The 21,667-nt window shown below is 65.8% G+C and carries 12 protein-coding genes; 7 read left to right on the forward strand and 5 right to left on the reverse strand.

Annotated features, from left to right (window positions below; translation table 11 throughout):
• Nucleotides 1-3: 3 nt before the first annotated feature.
• The 7 genes from Q2M23_RS13525 to Q2M23_RS13555 all read left to right on the forward strand — a co-directional run bounded on the left by Q2M23_RS13525 (nt 4) and on the right by Q2M23_RS13555 (nt 8,332).
• On the forward strand, nt 4-1,722 hold the full coding sequence (locus Q2M23_RS13525) for an AMP-binding protein (RefSeq protein WP_316395856.1): 1,719 nt from the start codon (nt 4-6) through the stop codon (nt 1,720-1,722).
• Nucleotides 1,723-1,737: 15 nt separating this feature from the next.
• Nucleotides 1,738-2,955 carry an ABC transporter substrate-binding protein gene (locus Q2M23_RS13530; RefSeq protein ID WP_316395857.1) on the forward strand — a complete coding sequence of 406 codons (1,218 nt, stop codon included), beginning with the start codon at nt 1,738-1,740 and terminating at the stop codon, nt 2,953-2,955.
• Between the two features lie 59 nt (nt 2,956-3,014).
• Complete coding sequence (locus tag Q2M23_RS13535) at nt 3,015-4,148, forward strand: NADH:flavin oxidoreductase/NADH oxidase (protein WP_316395858.1); 1,134 nt, start codon at nt 3,015-3,017, stop codon at nt 4,146-4,148.
• A gap of 2 nt (nt 4,149-4,150) precedes the next feature.
• Nucleotides 4,151-5,002, forward strand: a complete 852-nt coding sequence (locus Q2M23_RS13540) for an IclR family transcriptional regulator (protein WP_057020165.1) — start codon at nt 4,151-4,153, stop codon at nt 5,000-5,002.
• A 230-nt stretch (nt 5,003-5,232) separates the two neighbouring features.
• A complete protein-coding gene (locus Q2M23_RS13545; protein ID WP_253588227.1) occupies nt 5,233-6,300 on the forward strand; it encodes an acyl-CoA dehydrogenase family protein in 1,068 nt (355 codons plus the stop codon).
• Nucleotides 6,301-6,330: 30 nt separating this feature from the next.
• Complete coding sequence (locus tag Q2M23_RS13550; RefSeq protein ID WP_018269158.1) at nt 6,331-7,491, forward strand: acyl-CoA dehydrogenase family protein; 1,161 nt, start codon at nt 6,331-6,333, stop codon at nt 7,489-7,491.
• Between the two features lie 40 nt (nt 7,492-7,531).
• A complete protein-coding gene (locus Q2M23_RS13555) occupies nt 7,532-8,332 on the forward strand; it encodes an enoyl-CoA hydratase/isomerase family protein (protein WP_028341859.1) in 801 nt (266 codons plus the stop codon).
• A 178-nt stretch (nt 8,333-8,510) separates the two neighbouring features.
• On the opposite strand, the gene Q2M23_RS13560 is transcribed toward Q2M23_RS13555, so the two are convergent.
• From Q2M23_RS13560 to Q2M23_RS13580, 5 genes are all read right to left on the reverse strand, one after another.
• Nucleotides 8,511-10,625 (reverse strand): acetate--CoA ligase family protein, encoded by a 2,115-nt coding sequence (locus tag Q2M23_RS13560; protein WP_316395859.1) that lies wholly within the window; start codon nt 10,623-10,625, stop codon nt 8,511-8,513.
• A 303-nt stretch (nt 10,626-10,928) separates the two neighbouring features.
• Nucleotides 10,929-11,684, reverse strand: coding sequence for a hypothetical protein (locus Q2M23_RS13565; RefSeq protein ID WP_316395860.1), 756 nt, complete (start codon nt 11,682-11,684; stop codon nt 10,929-10,931).
• Between the two features lie 3 nt (nt 11,685-11,687).
• On the reverse strand, nt 11,688-12,482 hold the full coding sequence (locus Q2M23_RS13570; protein ID WP_076832822.1) for an enoyl-CoA hydratase: 795 nt from the start codon (nt 12,480-12,482) through the stop codon (nt 11,688-11,690).
• Nucleotides 12,483-12,613: 131 nt separating this feature from the next.
• A complete protein-coding gene (locus tag Q2M23_RS13575) occupies nt 12,614-13,819 on the reverse strand; it encodes an ABC transporter substrate-binding protein (protein WP_057020170.1) in 1,206 nt (401 codons plus the stop codon).
• A gap of 158 nt (nt 13,820-13,977) precedes the next feature.
• Complete coding sequence (locus Q2M23_RS13580) at nt 13,978-21,471, reverse strand: Ig-like domain-containing protein (RefSeq protein ID WP_316395861.1); 7,494 nt, start codon at nt 21,469-21,471, stop codon at nt 13,978-13,980.
• Nucleotides 21,472-21,667: the final 196 nt, after the last annotated feature.

The following is a 21,667-nucleotide window of genomic DNA, read 5'->3' on the forward strand; positions in this document are numbered from 1 at the left end:
CGCATGACAAATGCGCTCAACGAAGCACCCGGGCTCCTTCGGATCGGCATCGTTGGCATCGATCAGCGGCCGTCGAAGGGAAGTTTCGCCACGATGTACACCGTGTTCAGCACGTTCGCTGCGACATCCGATGCGGCAGCGTTCAAACCCTTTCTCTGCATTCCCGCGCGTGCCGACCGCGCATACTTTCCCGATGGCGTCGAACTGTCCTATGGCGGCATTGCGCGGCAGGTCTGCGCATTGCGCGATCAGTACCGCGCAGCAGGCTTCGGCCACGGCCACCGCGCCTGCCTGCTGCTGGAGAACCGCCCCGATTTCATCGTGCACTGGCTGGCGCTCAATGGCATCGGCGTCTCGATCGTTCCGATCAACCCGGCCTATCGCGCAGCGGAAATCGAATACCTGATCGCGCATGCCGAACCCGACCTGATCGTCACGCTGGCCGATCAGAAGGAATTGCAGAAGGCGCTGACCGGCGACGTTCCGCTGCTCACCGTCTCCGGTGACGATCTCGGCGCCAGCGTCGAGACAGTCCCGCACGCCCAGCGGCCGCCACCGCGCGCCGACGGGCCGGGAAGCGAGACCGAGGCTGCGCTGCTCTACACGTCAGGCACGACGGCGCGTCCGAAGGGATGCATCCTGACCAATGAATACGTGGTCTCGACCGGCCGCTGGTACGTCAGCCACGGCGGCGAGGCGACGTATCATGCCGGAATGGAGCGCCTCTACAGCCCGCTGCCGCTGTTCCACATGGCCGGCCTGACGCTGACCCCGATCGCGATGATCTTGACCGGCGGCTGCCTGATCCTGCCGGAACGCTTCAACGCAAAGTTTGCCTGGCACGACATCGTCGCATGCCGCGCCAGCGTGCTGCATTATCTCGGCGTGATCGTCGCGGCCCTGCTGGCGCAGCCGGAGACGCCGGACGAGAAGGCCCATGCGCTGCGCTTCTCGATGGGCGTCGGCGCCAATCCCGAGCAGCGCGCGCGAGCCCGCGAGCGCTTCGGCATCCCCTTCGTCGAAGGCTGGGGCATGACGGAGACCGGGCGCAGTCCGTTCAACACGGTCGAGCCGCGCCATCTCGAGACCAACACCATCGGCCGCAGCGTACCGGGGCTCGAAATGACGATCCTCGATGCCGACGGCAATACGCTGCCGGCTGGCGCAGTCGGTGAACTCTGCGTGCGCCATTCGGAAGCGACGCCGCGGCGCGGCTTGTTCTCCGGCTATCTGAAGGACCCCGAGGCCACCGAGCAGGCCTGGCGCGGCGGCTGGTTTCACACCGGCGACAGCGCCTGGCAGCACGAGGACGGCGCCTTCGTGTTCGTCGACCGGCTGAAGCATCTGGTCCGGCGCGCCGGCGAGAACATCTCGGCGGCGGAGGTCGAGGCCGTGCTGACGACGTCGCCTCAGGTCAAGCAGGCCGCCGTCATCGCCGCGCGCGATCCGATCCGCGACGAGGAAGTTGCGGCCTTCATCGTGAGCAACGACGGCGCCGATGCTTCACGCGAGCTCGCGCAGGACATCTTCCGCTTCTGCCGCGAACGCCTGGCGGCGTTCAAGCTGCCGGCGTGGATCGCTTTCATCGCCGAGTTGCCGCTGACCTCGACCAACAAGATCCAGAAGCACGTGCTGCTCGGCGCGGACAGGGATCCGCAGTCGCATCCGGGCATGATCGACCTGCGGCAAGACAAGACCAACGCCATAAGGCAATCGAACTAGAGGAAACCAGGGACAATGACATCGAGATACGGATGGATCGCCGCGAGCGCTGCAATCCTCTCAGTCGCCTTCGCCGCCGCGCCATCCCACGCGCAGATTTCCGACGACGCGGTGAAGATCGGCGTGCTGACCGATCAGGCCGGACTCTACGCCGACGCCGCCGGCCCCGGAGCGGTCGAAGCGGTCCGGATGGCGATCGCGGATTTCGGCGGCAAGGTGCTGGGCAAGCCGATCGCGATGGTCGATGCCGACCATCAGAACAAGGCGGACATCGGCGCCGGCATCGCGCGGCGCTGGTATGAGCAGGAGAATGTCGACGTCATCGTCGATTTCGCCAATTCCGCCGTCGCCTTCGCCGTGCTCGAGCTCACCAAGCAGAAGAACAAGGCGATGCTGGTGTCGTCGGCCGGCTCCTCCGATCTGACCGGAAAGGGCTGCTCGGCGAATTCGGTGCAGTGGACCTACAACACCTATGCGCTCGCCAACAGCACGGTGCGGGCGCTGGCCAAGGAAGGCGCGAAGAGCTGGTACTTCGTCACGGTCGACTACGCCTTCGGCCACGCCCTGCGCAACGACGCGGCCAAGACCGTGGAGAAGGTCGGCGGCAGCATCGCCGGCGAGGTGCGGCATCCGCTCAACAGCATGGATTTCTCGTCCTATCTGCTGCAGGCCCAGAGCTCGAAGGCTGACGTGATCGCCTTTGCCAACACCGGCGGCGACCTCGCCAACTCGATCCGGCAGGCGCAGGAATTCGGGATGGCGCATACGCAGAAGCTCGCGGCCTTCCTGATGCAGACCAGCGACATCCACGCGATCGGCTTGCAGGCCGCCCAGGGGCTGCAGCTCGCGACCGCCTTTTATTGGGATCTCGACGACAAGACCCGCGACTTTGCCGCGCGCTTCATGGCCAGGACCAAGAAGCGGCCGACCATGGTGCAGGCCGGCCTCTACTCCGCGGTGATGAACTATCTCAAGGCGGTCGAGGAGTCCGGCACCGACGACGGCCCCAAGGTGATCGCGCAGATGAAGGACATGCCGATCGACGATTTCTTTGCCCGCAACGCATTCCTGCGCGAGGACGGCCAGCTCATCCACGACATGTATCTCGTGCAGGTGAAGTCGCCGGCCGAATCGAAGGGTGCCTGGGACTACGAGAAGCTGGTTCAGGTGATCCCGGGCAAGGAGGCGTTCGCGACGCCGGAGGAGAGCGCCTGTCCGCTGCTGAAGAAATGATCGCTCTGACGAAACTCGCAAGTCACAGGCAAGAAACCACAGGCAAGGCTGGACATCCCATGACTGAGCTGCCGCTGCTGTTTACCCCACTGCAATTGCGCGATCTCGAACTGAAGAACCGGATCATGGTCTCGCCGATGGCGACCTATTCGGCGCGGGAGGGGCGCGCCACCGATTGGCACACCGCGCATATCGGCAAGCTCGCCGCCGGCGGCGCCGGCCTCGTGTTCGTCGAGCAGAGCTCGGTGAACACCCAGGGGCGCATCACCCATGGATGCCTCGGCATCTGGGACGATGCGCACATCGCGGACCACGCCGCCCTCGCCGCGCTGATCCACAGCTTCAACGCCAAGGCCGCGATCCAGATCGCACATGGCGGCCGGAAAGGCTCCTCGCAGCGGCCGTGGGAAGGAGGCAACCCGCTCGGCGAAGCTGACATCAAGGCACGCGGCGAAGGCCCATGGCAGATCGCGGCCTCGAGCGGCATTCCCTTCGATGACGGCTGGCCGGCACCGCAGATGATGACTTCAGAGCAGATCGATGCCCTGGTGGACGACTATCGCCAGGCATTTCGTCGCGCCAGGGCGGCCGGCTATGACGTCATCGAGCTGCACTGCGCGCACGGCTATCTGATGCACTCGTTCCTGTCGCCGCTGGCGAACAACCGCAACGACGAGTATGGCGGGTCGTGCGAGAACCGCATGCGCCTGCCGCTGCGGATCGCGGCGATCATGCGCGAGGAGTGGCCCAGCCATCTGCCGGCCTTCGTCCGCATCTCGTCGGTCGACGGCGTCGACATCGGCTGGTCGATCGAGGACTCGATCGCGTTTGCGGCGGAGCTGAAGGCGATCGGGATCGACATGGTGGACTGCTCGTCGGGCGGCATGAAGCTACCGCGCGGCAATTCGCTGGTGTCGCGCACCCCGGGCTTCCAGGTGCCGTTCGCCGAGCGCATCCAGAAGGAAGTCGGCATGCCGACGGTGGCGGTCGGGCTGATCCGCGAACCGGACTACGCCGAAGCCATTTTGCGGGACGGCAAGGCGACGCTTATTGCGCTCGGCCGCGAACTGCTGTGGAATCCGAACTGGCCCGCGCAGACGGCGCTTGCGCTCGGATGCGATCCGGAGTGGACGAGTTGGCCGGAGCAATATGGCTGGTGGCTGAAGCGGCGGGTGGCGCAGCAGGGACGATAGCGATGCCGGTGGCGAAGAAGGATGTAGCGAAGGCCGGCGCGGCTGCCGGCGCGCGGTCTTTCGACGGCCCCGATTTCCCCGGCGACACCTCGCGCGACCTGCCGAAGATGGACAATGCAGTCAAGTCGGCGCGGCGCGTGTTCGACGTGCTCGAATTCTTCGAGGAGCACCAGCGCGCCGCCTCCGCGATCGAAGTCGCGGCCGCGCTCAAGTTCCCGCAATCCAGCACCTCGGCGTTGATGCGGACGATGACGGCGTTCGGCTATCTCCACTATGACACCAGCCGCCGCACCTATATCCCGACGCCGCGGATCTCGATGCTGGGGCACTGGCTGAGCCCGGCGTTGTTCACGAAGGGACGCCTGGTCAATCTGATGGAAGAGCTCTCCGCGCGGACCGGAGAGACCATCATGCTCGCGGTGCGCAACGGGCTCAGCGCGCAGTATGTCCATATCATTCAGGCCAAGCTGCCGATGCGGCTGTATGTCAAGGCCGGAACGCTGCGGCCGCTGGCGCGATCCGCGTCGGGTTACGCGCTGCTGTCGGCCTATCCGGACAAGGAGGTGCGCCGCCTGGTGCGCCTGATCAACGCCAACGAGAGCCGGCCCGATCGTCAGGTCGACATCAAGGCGCTGCTGCTTGAGCTGAAGAAGGTCCGCGCCAAGGGGCACGCTTTCTCGCTCGGCCTGGTCACGCCGGGCGCGGGCGCCGTCGCCATGAACCTGCCGCCGATTGCGGAATCGAACGAACCGCTGGTGCTGTGCGTGGCCGGATTGAACGACGCACTGGTCACCCAGGAGACCGAGTTCGCCGACCTGATGCGGAAGGCAATCGAGTTTCATCTGGCGGACTGAACTTATGTCGGCGGCCGGTTTGCGCGTGTGCGTGGCATACAAACGGGGACAATCGAAAGTTCACTATGCGGAATTCATGCGCCAAGTCCGGCTTCATGCCATCCGCGCAAGTGGCCCTGCGGGCAGCGCTTGTCACGGCTATGGCTTTTCCGCATCATTGAGCGCAAGACAACATCGCAAGCAGGGCATGGCCGAACAGCCAGCCCGAGCCAATCAACACGAGGAACGCTGTGGCGGAGAGTGAAAACATCGTCGCCGAGACCGCGGAAAAGATTTTCGCCGATCTCGCGGATGCCCAAACCATCAATCACGACAAGCAGGGCGCATGGAAGGCGCCGCTGTGGCAGGCGCTGACCGAAGCCGGCCTGCCGCTGTCCTGGGTGCCCGACGATCTCGGCGGTTCCGGCGCCAGCCTCGCCGAAGGATTCAGCGTCCTCAACGTCGCTGGGCGGCATGCGATCGCTGTTCCGCTGGCCGAAACAATGCTGGCCGGCTGGCTGCTGACGCAAGCCAGGATCGCCTCTCCCGAAGGCGAGATGACCGTGCTGCCGGCAAGCCCGAAGGACCGCGTCACGCTGAACGCCGACGGCTCGCTCTCCGGCCGCGCCCGCGGCGTGCCGTTCGCCAAGGACGCAAAACATTTCGCGGTGCTGGCTGAAGGCAATGGCGGCGTGTCGGTCGCGCTGCTCGATGCAGCGAAGTGCCGGATCGAATCCGGCATCGGGCTCGGCGGCGATCACAACGATACCGTCACGCTCGACAAGGTGCAGCCGGTCGCCACCAGGCCGGCGCCGAAGGGTTTTGACCAGACCACGCTGATGCTGATGGGCGGCGTGGTGCGCAGCCTGCAGATCGCCGGCGCGCTGGAAGCGATGCTCGACATCTCGGTGCGCTATTCCAATGAGCGCATCGCCTTCGAGAAGAAGATCTCGAAATTCCAGGCGGTGCAGCACAACCTCGCGCGGCTCGCCGGCGAAAACGCCGCGGCACTGGCCGCTGCGACCTCGGCGGCGGACACGATCGTGAACGCCAAGTCGCTGGACACTGATGCGGTGTTCCTGGAAGCCGCAGCGGCTAAGGTCCGCTGCTCGGAAGCGGCGGAGAAGGGCAGCGGCATCGCGCATCAGGTGCATGGCGCGATCGGCTTCACCATCGAGCACATCCTGCACCGCTATTCGCTGCGGGCGCTGGCCTGGCGCGACGATTTCGGCTCGGAGAGCTACTGGGCGGTCGAGCTCGGCAAGCTCGTCGCGAATCGTGGCGCCGATGAATTGTGGCCGCTGGTGGCTTCGCGCTGAGATCAGGCAGAAAGATCAGGACTGGACATCATGACTGCAGCCCTTCGTTTCGATCCGATCCGCCTGCCGGAAAAATGCGAGCAGCTCCGCAAGGAGGTGCGCGCCTTCCTCGCCGAGGAAATCGCCGCCGGCACCTTCGATCCCCACGCGCCGAACCGCGAGGACAATGACGCGCCGGAATTCTCCCGTCGCGTCGGCGCCAAGGGCTGGCTCGGCATGACCTGGCCGAAGAAATATGGCGGCCAGGAGCGCTCGTTCCTCGAGCGCTACGTGGTCACCGAGGAGATGCGGGTGGCGAACGCGCCGACCCGGCGCTTCTTCGTCGCCGACCGCCAGAGCGGGCCGGTGCTGCTGAAATACGCGCCCGAGCACATCAAGATGGACATCCTGCCGCGCATCTGCCGCGGCGAGGTCTGTTTCGCCATCGGCATGAGCGAGCCGAACTCCGGCTCTGACCTGTTCGCGGCGAAGACCCGCGCCACCAAGACCGACGGCGGCTATCTGATCAACGGCACCAAGATCTGGACCTCGTCGGCGCACATCGCCGACTACATGATCGCGATCTTCCGTACCTCGCCGCCGACCAAGGAAAACCGCCGCCACGGCCTGACCCAGTTCCTCGTCAAGATGAAGCAGCCGGGCATCCAGGTGAATCCGATCGGCCAGATCACCGGCCAGTTCGAGTTCAACGAGGTCGTGTTCACCGACTACTTCGTGCCCGACGATCACGTGCTGGGCGAGGTCGATGGCGCCTGGAAGCAGGCGACGTCGGAGCTCGCCTATGAGCGAAGTGGTCCCGAGCGCTTCCTCGAGACCTATTACGTGCTCACCGAGCTCGTGCGCGCGGTCGGCAAGAACCCGGACACCCGCAGCGCCGAGGGCATCGGACGCCTGGTGGCGCAGGTGCACACCATGCGCCGCATGTCGGTGTCGGTCGCCGGCATGCTGCAGGCCGGCAAGGAGCCGGTGGTGGAGGCCTCGATCGTCAAGGACATCGGCACGGTGTGGGAGCAGCAGCTGCCGCATCGCGTCCGCGATCTCGCCGCCTTCGTCGAGGAGACCGCGACCAACCGCGAGACGCTGGAAAAGCAGCTCGATTTCGCCATCAAGACCGCGCCCAAGCTGACGATCCAGGGCGGCACCACCGAAGTGCTGCGCGGCATCATCGCCCGCGGACTTGGCCTGCGCTAGCCGCGCGGGCTCGCCTGCGCTAATTCAACGAGGACAGATCATGACCAAGTACACTGATATCGGCGTCGAAACCCACGGCCATGTCGGCCTGATCGAAATCCGGAAACCCCCGCTGAACTTCTTCGACGTCGCGCTAATCAACCAGATCGCCGACGCGCTGGAGGAGTTCGACAACAATATCGAGATCCGCGCCTCGGTGCTGGCGGCGCAAGGCAAGGCGTTCTGCGCCGGTGCCAATTTCGGCGATCCGGCCCGCCAGGAGCAGGAGGAGCGCGCCAAGAGCGATCCGGCTTCCAACCTGCCGATCAACCATCTCTACGTTCAGGCGGTGCGCATCTTCCGCAACAAGAAGCCGATCGTCGCGGCGATCCATGGCGCCGCGATCGGCGGCGGCCTCGGCCTTGCCGTCTCCGCCGACTTCCGCGTCGCCTGCCCCGAGGCACGCTTTTCGGCCAACTTCACCAAGCTCGGCTTCCATCCGGGCTTCGGCCTGACCGCAACGCTGCCGGAACTGATCGGCAAGAACAATGCCGAGCTGATGTTCTACACCAGCCGCCGCGTCACCGGCGAAGAGGCCTATCGCTGGGGCCTCGCCAATGTGCTGGTGCCGCAGGATCAGGTGCGGGCGGAAGCGATGAAGCTCGCGCAGGAGATCGCCGAATGCTCGCCGCTCGGCCTGGTCTCGACCCGCGCCACCATGCGCGCCGGCCTCGCCGACCGCGTGCTCGCCGCAACCAACCATGAGCTCGCCGAGCAGACCAAGCTGCGCGCGACCGAAGACTTCAAGGAAGGCGTCAAGGCCACCGCCGAGCGTCGCGTCGCTAACTTCAAGGGGCGGTAGCCGCAAGCGCCGCTCTCTCCACGGGGCGTCCCGGCCTAGTGCGCAATTGCGCACGGGAGCCGGGACCCATACGCCGCGGCCCGCGGAAGGGGCACAAGCGGCGTCGGCTTCTCTTACAACTCACTTCGGTGGTTATGGGTCCCGGCGAACGCCGGGACGACACCGGGGAGATATCTAGCTAACCCCTCGGCACCACCAGCGCATCGACGATCGTGACGCCCTGCCCCTCCGGGTGCACCAGCACCGGATTGACCTCGATCTCGGCGATCTCGTTCGCGTGCTGGGCCGCCAGCACCGAAATCTGCGAGATCAATCGCGCCAGCGCCGCGACATCCGCCTTCAGCGCGCCGCGGAAACCGTGCAGCAGCGGCGCGGCTTTCAGCGTCTCCAGCACCGTGGTCGCTTCTTCCACGCTCACCGGCGCGGGGCGATAGACCACGTCCTTGAACAGTTCGGTGGTGATGCCGCCGAGCCCCACCATCACCATCGGCCCGAAGGTCGCGTCCGTCATGGTGCCGACGATGATCTCGACGCCTTTCCTGGCCATCGGCCCGACCAGCACGCCCTGGATTTCAGCGCCCGGCCGCTGCTTCTGCACCGTCTCCAGCATGTCGCGATAGGCCGTGAATGCCGCGCCCTTGGCGGCGATGTTGACGCGGACGCCGCCGACCTCGCTCTTATGCGCGATCGCGGGCGACTGGATCTTCATGACCAGTGGAAATCCGGCGCGCTCGATCGCAGCGTCGAGCCCGTCGCGGTCGGTCACCAGCACCTCATCCGGCAGCGCAATGCCGGCCGCGCGCAGCAGCGATTTGCTGTCATATTCCGACAACGTCTTCGACGTGAGATGCATGGAGAGATCGTGCGCCGGCGACGCTGATGCCGAGATCTCCGGCGCGGGCTTGAAGCCGGCATAGTCCGCCAGCCGCCGCATTGCGACGCCGACATGGGTCAGTCCCGAGAGCACCACCACGCCCGACTTCGCCAGCTCCTGCCGCGCGAATTGCGACGGCAGCGTGTAGGAATAGAACACCACCGGCTTGTTCTGCGCCGCGATCACCGGCTTCAGCTCGGCTTCCTTGAACGGCATCCGCGTCTCGCTCGACAGCGACAGCACCACCAGCGTCGCGTCCACTTCATCAGACGTGTCGAACAGCTCGATGCTCTTCTGCAGTCCGCCGGATGACACGCCCTGCGCGGTCACGTCGACCGGATTGCCCGCCGCGCCGTAGGACGGCATCCATTGCTTGATCTGGCTCTGGATCGCGGCTGAAAGCTCCGGCACGCGCAGGCCCTGCATCGAGACGGTATCGGCGCCCCAAATGCCGGCGCCGCCGGACACCGTCAGCACCGCGACGCGATCGCCCTTCGGCAGCGGATTGGTGGTCAGAACCGCGGCAATGGTCACGGCCTCGTCGAGGTCGTTGGAGACGATGAAGCCGTATTTCGCGAACACCGCGTCATAGGCCGCCGACCAGCCGGCCATGCTCGCGGTGTGCGAGGCCGCCGCGCGCTCGCCAGCGCCGGAGCGGCCCACTTTAGTTACGATGACGGGCTTTTTGAGCTCTGCGGCGCGCTTCGCCGCCGCCAAAAACTTGTCGACGTCGCGGATACCCTCGATGAACAGCAGGATCACGTCGGTCGAGGCATCCTGCACCATGTAGTCGAGGAACTCGCCGGCGCCGAGATCGCTCTCATTGCCGGCGCTGACGACATAGCTCAGCGCGACGCCGAGCGCCTTGGCGCGATGATAGATCGCAAAGCCGATGCCGCCGCTCTGCGCGACGATGCCGATCCGCCGCTTGCTGGCGACCAGATCGGGCGCATCCGGCTTGACGTCGACGGTCGGGCTGAAGGTCGCGGCGACCTTCTGCGCCTGGCTGTAAAACCCTTCGGCGTTAGGGCCACTGATCCGCATCCCGGTCCGCTTCGCCAGCGCGACGATCGCATCCTGCATGTCAGCGCTGTCGCCACCTTCCTCGGCAAAGCCGGACGAGATGATGACCGCGTTCTTCACACCGGCCGCCGCGCATTGCTCCAGCGCCGGCAGCACTGCACGGGCGGGAATGACGATAACGGCAAGATCGATCGGCGCGCCGATCTCGGCGACCGACTTGAAGCATTTCAGCCCGTCGATCTCGTCATAGTTCGGATTGATCGGATAGAGCGCGCCGGGATAGCCGTTCTTGCGCAGCATCGCGAGCAGCCGCCCGGGAATCTTCTCATGATCGCGCGAGGCGCCGATCAGCGCGATGCTCTTTGGTGCGAAGAAGGTATCGAGCGGATGCGGCATGGGGGCGTGTTCCCAATTGTTGTTGTTGCTCTTGACGATATTGGATCACCGCCGCCGGCTCAACCGCTCTCCCCGCAAGCACCAATCGTTCACCGTCACCCTGAGGTGCGAGCGAAGAGAGCCTCGAAGGGTGCACGGCCACCAGCCGGGCCGTGCACCCTTCGAGACGCCGCTTCGCGGCTCCTCAGGATGACGGGAGAAAGATGCGTAGCCCGGATACAGCGCAGCGCAATCCGGGGGCCGGTCTATCCGCGAAGAACGCGGCGGCCCCGGATTTCCCTTCGCTGCATACGGGCTACGAAATCACGCCGTCAGCTTGAACGTCACGCCGCAGAGCTGGAACTCATCGCCCTTCACCGCACAGCCTCTCGTCTTCGCCGCCTCCAGCACCTTCGCCTTGTCGGCGACCTTGAACGTCAAGCCGCTCATGATCGCGCTGTCGCCCTTGACGAAGCGGAAGGTGCTGTTCGGCAGCTTCACCACGGCACCATCGGCGGGAATGCCGATGATCCTGCCCCAATGCGTCGCCAACGCCTCAGGCTCGGGGCTCTGCATCTCGACCGTGGTCAGCGCCAAAGTCGTGTCCTTGCGGATCGACTTCTGCCAGTCGGGGCCGGCCGGCGGGTACGGTCCCAGCACGTCGTCGCTGCCGTCGGTGTGGTTGAACTCGATGAAGGCGGCTCGGCAGTCGCGCGGATGCAGCTGCACGCCGTGATATGGCGCGTGCGTGATCACGTTGGCGGTGCGCACGCCCATCGCGTTGGCCTTGGCGCCACGCGCGTCGGGATCCTCACAAACGAAGATCGCCATATAGCCGCCGCGGCCGCCGGTCTTCTCGATGAAGCGGCCGGCCGCCGTGCCCGGCCCCGGCTGGAACGGCGCGACGACTTCGAGCAGGATGGTATCGACCGGCAGCAGCGCATTCTCGAGGCCGTATTTCGCGACGTTGCCGTCGCGATAGCAGACGTCGAGGCCCATGATCGCGGAGATGTCCGCGATCACGGGCGCAAGCTGCGGCGCCACCAGGCAGATCTGCCGCAGCCGCATGTACTCGGCCATGGTCTACTGCCCCTGGAAGGTGGGCTTGCGCTTCTCGACGAAGGCTTTTGCCGCTTCCTTGTGGTCCGTGGTCTCGCCGGCACGCGTGTGGTGGATCGCCTCGCCGTCGAAGCAGGCTTCGAGGGTCATGGTCTCGGCATTGTTGATGTTGCGCTTGATGTAGCCGAGCGCCACCGACGGCCCCTGCGCCAGCGACCGGGCCAGCTCCAGCGTCTCGGCCTCGACGTCGGCATCAGGCACCACCTTGGAGACCATGCCGAGATTGTATGCTTCCTGCGCCGACAGCACCGGCGACATCATGTAGAGCTCGCGCGCTTTCGCGCTGCCGAGCATCTTGGTCAGGAAGTAGGTGCCGCCGTAGTCGCCGGAGAAGCCGACCTTGGCGAAGGCGGTGGTGATCTTGCAGGAGGCGCCGGCAACGCGGAGATCGCAGGACAGCGCGATCGAAAGCCCGGCGCCGGCCGCGGCGCCGTCGAGCTGCGCCACCACCGGCTTCGGCATCTGGTGCAGGATGCGCGAGACCTCCATGCCGCGGCGCAGGTTGGCCATCTTGGCCTCGAACGGCAGCGGGGCGCGGCCTTCCGCCATCGACTTGACGTCGCCGCCGACGCAGAAGGTGCCGCCGGCGCCCCGGATCAGCACGGCGCGCACCTCGGTATCGTCCTGCGCCCGCCGCGCCGCCTCGACGAGGCCGCGCGTCATGTCGGGATTGAGCGCGTTGCGCCGATCGGGGCGGTTCATGGTGATGGTGAGCAGGCCCTTGTCGAGGGATTGGAGGACCATCTGATTATCGCTCATGGCGTTTTGCCTTTCGTTGTTATTTTGAATCCGTCATTCCGGGATGGTGCGTAAGCACCAGACCCGGAACCTCGAGATCCCGGGTTCGTGCTTCGCACGCCCCGGGATGACTGCGTGACTTCGTCACTTCGTCACTTCTTCACCAGCGGGCAGCGCGACTCCGACAGCGGCTGGAAGGCCTGGTCGCCCGGCACGGTCGCCACCAGCTTGTAGTCGTCCCAGCGGCCCTTCGATTCCGACGGCTTCTTGACCTCGAACAAATACATGTCGTGCACCATACGGCCGTCCTCGCGGATCTTGCCGTTCTTGGTGAACATGTCGTTGATCGGGCTCTCCTTCATCACCTTCATGACGGCGGCCGCATCGGTGGTGCCGGCGGCCTTCACCGCCTTGAGATAGTGCGTCACCGAGGAATAGACCCCGGCCTGTGCCGAGGTCGGCACCCGCTTGGTGCGCTCCATGAAGCGCTTCGTGAAGGCGCGGCTGTCGTCGTTGAGATCCCAGTAGAAGGCTTCCGCCAGCAACAGGCCCTGCGCGGTATCGAGCCCGACGCTGTCGATGTCGGTGACGAAGGCCAATAGCGGCGACAGTTTCTGGCCGCTCTTGGTGAGGCCGAATTCGGCTGCCTGCTTGATCGCGTTGATGGTGTCGCCGCCGGCATTGGCAAGGCCGATCACCTTGGCCTTCGACGCCTGCGCCTGCAGCAGGAAGGACGAGAAATCCGAGGTGTTGATCGGATGCCGCACGCTGCCGAGCACCTTGCCGCCCGACTTCACCACGACGTTGCTGGTGTCCTTTTCCAGGTCCTGACCGAACGCGTAGTCCGCGGTAAGGAAGAACCAGGTATCGAGACCGGATTTCACCGCGGCAAGGCCGGTCACATTGGCCTGCGCGAAGGTGTCGAACACGTAGTGCACGGTATAGGGGCCGCAGGCCTCGTTGGAGAGGCGGATCGAACCCGGACCGTTGAACATGATGATCTTGTTGCGCGCCTTGGCGATTTCGGCAGCGGCGAGCGCGGTCGCGGAGGCCGCGACGTCGAAGATCATCTCGACGCCCTGGTTATCGATCATGTCGCGGGCGATGTTGGCGGAGAGGTCAGCCTTGTTGAGATGGTCGCCGACCACGATCTCGACCTTGCGGCCGAGCACCTCGCCGCCGAAATCCTCCACCGCCATCTTGGCAGCGGTTTCGCTGCCCGAACCGGTGATGTCGGCATAGAGGCTCGACATATCGAGGATGCCGCCGAGCTTCAGCGGAGGCTTGTCCTGCGCCAGCGACGCATTCGCCGAGATCGCAAACGCACAGGCCAACACGCCGGCCAAAACTCGTCTCATTCCAATCCTCCCTTGCAGCGCGGACCTCGTTCCATCAGGTCCGTTTCGAGGGCCGGATCATGCCGCATGGCCTGCACTGCAGCAAGCCGCAGCGGCAGCAATCTGTTTTCCACTAAGCGGAATGAAGCGCCGCGCCGGAGCTTTCGGCCGCGCTGCGATCAGAGATGAAAGTCGGGAACGGTCTGATGGGGCGTTCCCGCCGGCAGGCCGAGGAACAGGTACTGCATGCCATAATGTCCGGCGAATGCCGATGCCGTTGCATCCATGATGATGCGACCGCCCAGATCCAGATGCAATTCTGGCCGGGTAATGGCCCCGAGTGTGTAGGCCGGCACGATGGTCTCGTTGATATGCAGGGCGTCGAACACGGCGGACACCGTCGAAAGCGAGGCCGCATTGCCGGCCAGGTCGACGACATCGGCGCCATTGGCGGCGAAGCTGGTCACCGCCAGCGAGCCGGCGCGATCGGTCGACGACACGATGTGATCGAATACCAGCTTCGAGGAATCGCCGAGCAGCGCCGTCGCCGCGGCGTCGTAGATTGCGGTGCCGCCATCGTTCAGCGTCAGGCTCGGCGTGCCGCCATTGACATGCACCGCCTCGTTGAAGCCGACCGTCAGCTGGACCAGCGAACCCGGCGTCGCGACGCCACCGGAGGGCGTCGCCGTGATTCCGGTGAGATGAGGCGCCGTGGTGTCGAGGGTGAAGGTCAGGTTGGACGATGCGCTGACATTGCCGGCGGCGTCGACCTCCTGCACCGTGACGGAGTGCATACCATCAGTCGTAAAGACCGGCGCCGCCGTGGAGAAGCCCGACGCGCCGTCGGCCTTGTAGCGCAGCGTGTCGGCCGCATCGAACTTGGTGTAATCGATCAGCGGATTGCTGGTGATGTGGTCGGCGCTGGCGACGCCGGTGTCGCGGTGCAGTGCCAGCGTCGGCGCCGATGGCGCCTTGGTGTCGCCGGTGAAGCTGACCGCGTTGCTCGCTCCGCCGGCATTGCCGGCGATGTCGGTGTAGCTCGCCCCGGCAACCGAAAGGTCAGCCGACAGATCGTCGGTGACATCGGCCGTGAAGGTCGCGGTGTAGATATCGTGACCTGCGCCATTGATGCCGACATGGACGAGGCTGCCCAGCAGTCCGCCATGGACCGTGACATCGCCGAGTCCGAAACCTGCGACCGCCTCGGAGAAGGTGAACGTCATCAACGCGGTGTCGCCGGCGTGCAGCAGGGTGTGATCGGCCGCCACCGATACCGTCGGCGGATGCGTGTCGCCACCGATCGTCGCGGTATTGCTCGCCGCGCCGATATTGCCTGATACGTCGGCATAGCTCGCGGCGGTGACCCGGATCGAGCTCGCCACGACGTCGTTGATATCGGGCGTGAAGGTCGCGGTGTAGACGTCCTGCCCCGACACGTTGAGCCCGACATGGACCAGATTGGTCACCGTGCCGCCGGCGACGACGGTATCGCTGAGCGCAAAGCCCGCGACCTGCTCGGAGAAGGTGAAGGTGACAACCGAAGTCTGGCCCGAAAGCACCGTGCTCGGGCTCGCGGCAACCGACACCGTCGGCGCCCTGGTATCGCCAGTGAAGCTGATGGTGCCGCTCGCCGCACCGGTATTGCCGGGAACATCCGTATAGCTCGCGGCGGTGACTTGCACCGAGCCCGCTTCAGTGTTGCTTTCGTCCGGCGTAAAAATTGCCGTGTAGACGTCCTGGCCTGATGCGTTGACGCCGACATGGACCAGATTGCCCAACGCCCCGCCATGCACCGTGACGTCACCGAGCGCGAAGCTCGCGATTTGTTCGGAGAAAGTGAACGTCACCAGCGCGGTCTGGCCCGCCAGCAGCGCGTGACGGTCAGCCGCGATCGACACCGTCGGCGCCAGCGTATCGCCGCCGATCGTCGCGGTGTTGCTTGCCGCGCCGGCATTGCCGGCCACATCGCTGTAACTGGACGCATTCACCTTCACCGAGCCGGTCTCGGTGTCGCTGACATCGGGCGTGAAGGTCGCGGTGTAGACGTCCTGCCCAGCACCGTTGAGCCCGACATGCACGAGATTGCTCAGCGCGCCGCCATGGACGGTGATGTCGCCAAGGGCGAAGCCCGACACGGTCTCCGAGAAGGTGAAGGTCGCGACCGAGAGGTCGCCGGCCAGCACCGTGTCGGGATTGAGCGTGACGGAGACCGTCGGCGCCAGCGTGTCACCGGTGAAGTTGATGGCGTTGCTGGCAGCGCCGGCGTTGCCGGCCGTATCGCTATAGCTCGATGCATTGACCTGCACCGAGCCAGCCTCGGCGTTGGTGACGTCGGGCGTGAAGGTCGCGGTGTAGATGTCCTGGCCGGCGCCGTTGACGCCGACATGGACAAGGCTGCCCAACGCGCCGCCGCTGACGCTGATGTCGCCGAGCGCGAAGCCCGCGACGGCCTCGGAGAAGGTGAAGGTCACGACCGCGGTCTGACCGGCGAGCAGCGTACCATGGTCAGCCGAGACCGATACAGTCGGCGCCTTGGTGTCGCCGCTGAAGCTGATCGTGTTGCTCGACGAGCCGGAATTGCCGGCCGTATCGCTATAGCTCGATGCATTGACCTGCACCGAACCTGCCTCGGTGTTGGTCACATCCGGCGTGAAGGTCGCGGTGTAGACGTCGTGGCCGGCGCCATCGATGCCGACATGGGTGAGGTTGCCCAGCGAACCGCCCTGGACCGTGACATCATCCAATCCAAAGCCGCTGACGGCCTCGGAGAAGGTGAACGTGACAACCGCGCTATCGCCGGCAACCAGCGTGGTGTGATCGGCTGCAACCGCCACCGTCGGCGCCTTGGTATCACCGGTGAAGCTGATCGCGCTGCTTGCCGCGCCGGCGTTTCCGGCGCTGTCGGTATAGCTTGACGCGTTGACCTGCACCGAGCCCGCCTCGGCGTTGGTCACGTCGGGTGTGAAGGTTGCCGTGTAGATGTCCTGGTGCGCGGCGTTGACGCCGACATGCACGAGGTTGCTCAGCGCGCCGCCGCTCACCGTCGTGTCCGTCAACGCGAAGCCGGTAACCGCCTCGGAGAAGGTGAAGGTGACGGTCGAGGTCTGCCCGGCCAGCAGCGCGGTCGAGCTCGCCGCAACCGACACGGTCGGCGCGATCGCGTCGATCACGAGATGCAGGTCGGTCGCCGCATGGGTCACGTCGGCGTCCTGGCCGCCGGGATCCCTGATCGTGCCGCCGTTGAGCGAGAGGCTCTGCACCTGAAGATCGGACGTGCTGTCGCCGTCCTGCACCGTGTAGCTGAACACCAGCGCCTGCGAGCCGCTGCCGCTCAGATAGGTCGCGGCCTTGCCGTCGTTGAGCAGCAACTCCGGCGCGCCGGTCACGTTCACCGTGTTGCTGAAGTTGACGGTGATGGTCACTACCTTGCCGGCGTTCAGGATCGTGAGATGATCGGTGGTGTCAGAAGTGACCGAGGCGATGCTCGCCTGTGACCGGATCTCGAGATGCGGAGAGGCCGAGCCGTCGGACGCCAGCATCAGCGAGCCGGCCGAGGCGCCAGCGCCAAAACTCAGGTTCAGTGATGCGAGCGTCGTGCCGCTGCCGCTTTTCACCAGCAACACGCCGTTCGCATAGGACAGCGTCGTCGTGGCATCATAGGCGATGTTGCCGAAGTCGATGGTGTCGCCGCCGGCAAAGCCGGTGATCGACGTGCTGAAGGAGGCGCCGGAGAATGCCGCGGCATCGAGCACGAGTTTTTCGGTACTGCCGTCGGTGAAGGCGATCGCGCCGGTCCCGGCCGCGCCGTTCGCCGCCAGCTCCAGGATGGAGCCCTTGATGACGGTGCCGCCCGAATAGGTGTTGTGCGCGGACAGCACCAACCGGCCGCCGCCGGTCACCTCGACATCACCAGGCGTCGTGCCATCGGAAATGACGCCGCTCTGGGTGACGGTCTCGCCGGCGGCGACGTTGAAGACCGGATCGCCCGCGACGGTGATGTTGCGGGTCTGCGTGAAGCCGTCGGTGAAGCTGATACCGGTGCCGTCGCCAAGCTTCAGCACATTGGTCACCGCGCCGAGATTCACGTTGGCGGAGATCGACACCCGGGTGCCGGCGCCGCTGACCGTGGTATTGCCGGTGTAGGTGTTGTTGCCGCCGAGGAAGACGGTGCCGCCGCCGCTGATGGCGAGGCCCCCAATGCCCGCATTGGCACCGGTGCCGCCATTGCCGCTCTGGTCCGCGATGTCGTTGGCAACCGTCAGCGTCTGGCCGCTGGCCGGCGTGAAGCTGAGATTGTTGTTGCCCTGGATGAAGATGCCGGAGCCGAAACCCGAGCCGCTGGCCTGGCCGATGCCATTGGTGCCGCCCTTGACGGCGCTGAAGCCGGAATCGTTCGACAGCGAGCCGCCCTTGACGGTCAGCGAGCCGCCTTGCTGAACGAAGATGGTGCCACCAGCGCCGAGGCCGCCACCCCCACCCGCCGTGCCATCACCGCCGCCGAAGCCGCCGAGCCCGCTGACGCCGCCACCGCCGCCGAAGCCGCCACCGCCGCCATAGCCGCCGCCACCACCGAAGCCACCATTGCCGAACGCCCCGCCGCCACCGCCGTAGCCACCATTGCCGCCGTCGATTGCGTTGCCGCCGCCGACGCCACCGCCGGTACCGTGCGCGCGGTTGTTGTTGCCGAAGAAGCCACCCGCGCCGCCGCCGCCGCCATTGGCGCCGCCCGTTCCGCCATACCAGTAAAGCATGGTCCCGCCTCCGAACGGGATCAGGTAGCCGTCGACGCCTTTGCCGCCCCCCGCGGCGCCGGGAACGATGCCAGCGGCCCCGTTCTGAAATGCGGCAGAGTTCGCACCCTGTGCGTGAAGGCCGATGCCGCCACCGCTGCTGTTTCCGCCTTGGCCCCCCATGCCGCCACCACCGCCGAAGCCGTCGATGTTGGCGTTGCTCGCGGTACTGCCGGTTCCGCCGTTGCCGCCGATCGCGACACTGTTGTGAAATACGACATTGTCGATCGTGGCGCTGCCGTTCGCCGAGACGAACAGGGCGCCGCCGAGCCCGGCGCCACCGCCGCCGCCGCCCTGGATGATGCCGCCGCCGGCCGCCACCGTGTTCTGGATGGTCAGGTTCTCGAGATTGACGTTGCCCGCATAGACGAAGAAGCCACGCTGGGCGTTGAGGCCGTCGATCGTGTGCGTGCCGCCGTGGCCGTCGCTGCCGTTGATGGTGACGCTCGATCCGCTCAAGAGATTGAGCGCGTACAGCTCCGACGAGAGGCTGAAGCTGGCGGTGATGTTGATGGTGTAGTTGGCATTCGGCGCGGCGTTCTGGCCGCCGGAATCCATCTGCAGGATGGCCGCATTGAGCTCGGTGACGTTTGAGACATTGAAGACGCGGGTCGACACAAGCTGCACGACCGTGCCGCCATTCGCATCCTGCGAAAGCTGGAAGCGGGCGCCGCCGTCGAGCCCGTTCACCGTCAGCGTATCCGTCACTGTGCCGTTCGAGATCGAGAGCGTGTTGCCGGAAAGACTGACCGTGTTGAGCGAGGTATTCTGGGTGTTGTAGTGCAGCCCGGTCAGGTCGATGGACTGGCCGGGATTGAAGTTGGAGATGCTGTTGGTGAGCGCGTTGCCGGTCAGCGCGGCGTCGTCGATCTTCAGCGTGCCGGGAAGGCCGGTCGTGAAGGAGATGTTGCCGGTGCCGGCTGCGCCGGCCGTCGCAAGCCACACTGTGCCGGAATAGATCGTCGTGCTGCCATAAGTGTTGGCATGGCCGAGCACGAAGGTGCCGCCGCCGTCGATGCCGAGATTGCCGCCGCCACTGATCAGGGCGGTATCGGTGACGGTTGCGCCGTTCGCGATCTTCAGGAGCGAGCTGCCGCCGACCGAAATTGAGTCGTCGAACGTGCCGCCCGTCGTCAGCGAAAGATGCGCGCTGCTCAGGTTGAGCGTCCCGGTCAACCCCGCGAGCTGACCGAGCCCGAGCTGCAACGTGCCGGCGCCCGACAGCGTGAACGTACCGGAGCCGCTGATCGCGCCGGTGTCGGCAATCGTGCCGGACGAGATGTCGAAGGTGCCGCCAGCGGCGGTGACCTGGATGTTGTGGGTGAAGGTGTAGCCGCCGGTCGTGGTCAGCGTGCCGCCGTTGAGGATCAGCGCACCGGCCGAACCGCCGATGTTGTTGTCGGCCGTGATCGAGAGAGTGTTGCCGGCATCGATCTGCGTGCCGCCGACATAGGTGCTCGCACCCGTCAACGTCAGCGTACCGCCGCCGGAGACGACCAGCTTGCCAGTGGTGCCGCTGCCGCTGATGCCCCGCTCATCGGCGATGCTGTCGCCGATCGTCAGCGTGGTGACGGTCTGCAATCCCTCGAAGACCGTGGAAACGGTGTGCGTCGGCGTGACGACCATCGTGCCCTGGATGAAGATGTCACCATAGGCGGAGCCGTTGCCCGCACCATTGGCACCGGTGCCGCCGGTCTCGGTCGCATCCATCAAGGTGCCGCCGATGACCGTCAGCGTGCCGCCTTGTTGAACGAAGATGTCGCCGCCGGCGCCAAGGCCGCCGCCACCGCCGCCGGCGAGCGAGCCGCTGCCGGCGCCGAATCCGCCGGTGCCGGGCGTGCCGTTCGAACCGCCGCCTCCGCCGCCGAAACCGCCATTGCCGCCGGTATGCGCGTATCCGCTGCCGTTGCCGGAGCCGCCGCCACCGCCGGCGAAACCACCATTGCCGCCGCCATAAATGCCGCCGCCGCCACCGCCGCCCATGCCGCCGGCGCCGCCGAAGCCGATCAGGGTGCCCGAGGGGCCGCCGCCCACCGAGTTGGCGCCGCCGATGCCGCCGCCGCCGCCACCGACACCGCCGCCACCACCGCCGCCACTCGAGCCACCGCCGGCATGTGCTCCGTAGCCTGAGCCGCCGTAATTGTCGGCGCCCTGTCCGCCGCCCGCCGCACCTTCGATCGTCGCCGGCGTGCCGCCCGCGGTCTGCGCCCCGGTCGAGGGATGCTGGCTGTCGGAGCCCGCCTCGCTGTAACCGCTGCCGCCATTGCCGTGATAGCCGTAATAGTCTTGGCCGCCGAAGCCGCCGCCACCACCACCGCCGCCATTGCCGCTGCCGCCATCGGCACCGATGCCGCCGCCACCGCCGCCGCCGCCGGCCGGATCGACCACGCCGCCATCGCCGCCCTTGGCCGTGTTGCTGCCGAAATTGACGTTGTTCAGCGTGACGTTGGCGTTCTGTCCGACGAACAGGCCGCCGCCGAGGCCCGCGCCGCCGCCGCCACCGCCGACCCCGCCATTGCCGCCGCTCGCAACCGCGTTGACGATCGTGAGGTTCTTGAACGTCACCGTGCCTGATGTGACGACGAAGCCTTGATAGCCGCGCGCATCGATGATGTCGCTATAGTCCTGTCCGCCGAGTTGATTGTTGTAGTCGGAGTTGCCGTCGAAGGTCAGCGTTGAGCCGTTCATCAGATTGATGGCCGGCAGATCGTCCAGCAATTGCAGCGTGCGCGCGCCGGACGAGAGCGAGAAGTTGATGACGTAATCGGTGTTGGCCGCAGCCAGACCACCGCCGACGCTGATCGCCGAGATCGCGTTGTAGAGTTGGAGATAATCGTGCAGCGGATCGCTGGTCGTCAGCGTCAGAACAACGGGATTCGACACAAGGACCTCGGCAATATGCGTGAGCGACCGCAATCGGTCGCCTTTCAAAAAATTGCCGAATAGTTACCTTGCGCCGCAAGTCATTGGCAACAATAACGAATTCTCATTCCGCGCACGGAGTTGCAATCATGAATGGGTAAGGTTGACGCGTGTGAGGGCCGCTCGACGCACGATCGGACGGCAATTTTCGTCACGA

Origin of the sequence: Bradyrhizobium sp. 33ap4, assembly GCF_032654765.1 — a bacterium.
GTDB lineage: Bacteria > Pseudomonadota > Alphaproteobacteria > Rhizobiales > Xanthobacteraceae > Bradyrhizobium > Bradyrhizobium australafricanum.

Excerpts from the sequence above, each read along its gene's own strand:
- Q2M23_RS13525 (WP_316395856.1), top strand. The coding sequence starts at position 4 with ATGACAAATGCGCTCAACGAAGCACCCGGGCTCCTTCGGATCGGCATC.
- Q2M23_RS13530 (WP_316395857.1), top strand. The coding sequence starts at position 1,738 with ATGACATCGAGATACGGATGGATCGCCGCGAGCGCTGCAATCCTCTCA.
- Q2M23_RS13535 (WP_316395858.1), top strand. The coding sequence starts at position 3,015 with ATGACTGAGCTGCCGCTGCTGTTTACCCCACTGCAATTGCGCGATCTC.
- Q2M23_RS13540 (WP_057020165.1), top strand. The coding sequence starts at position 4,151 with ATGCCGGTGGCGAAGAAGGATGTAGCGAAGGCCGGCGCGGCTGCCGGC.
- Q2M23_RS13550 (WP_018269158.1), top strand. The coding sequence starts at position 6,331 with ATGACTGCAGCCCTTCGTTTCGATCCGATCCGCCTGCCGGAAAAATGC.
- Q2M23_RS13555 (WP_028341859.1), top strand. The coding sequence starts at position 7,532 with ATGACCAAGTACACTGATATCGGCGTCGAAACCCACGGCCATGTCGGC.
- Q2M23_RS13560 (WP_316395859.1), bottom strand. The coding sequence starts at position 10,625 with ATGCCGCATCCGCTCGATACCTTCTTCGCACCAAAGAGCATCGCGCTG.
- Q2M23_RS13565 (WP_316395860.1), bottom strand. The coding sequence starts at position 11,684 with ATGGCCGAGTACATGCGGCTGCGGCAGATCTGCCTGGTGGCGCCGCAG.
- Q2M23_RS13570 (WP_076832822.1), bottom strand. The coding sequence starts at position 12,482 with ATGAGCGATAATCAGATGGTCCTCCAATCCCTCGACAAGGGCCTGCTC.
- Q2M23_RS13575 (WP_057020170.1), bottom strand. The coding sequence starts at position 13,819 with ATGAGACGAGTTTTGGCCGGCGTGTTGGCCTGTGCGTTTGCGATCTCG.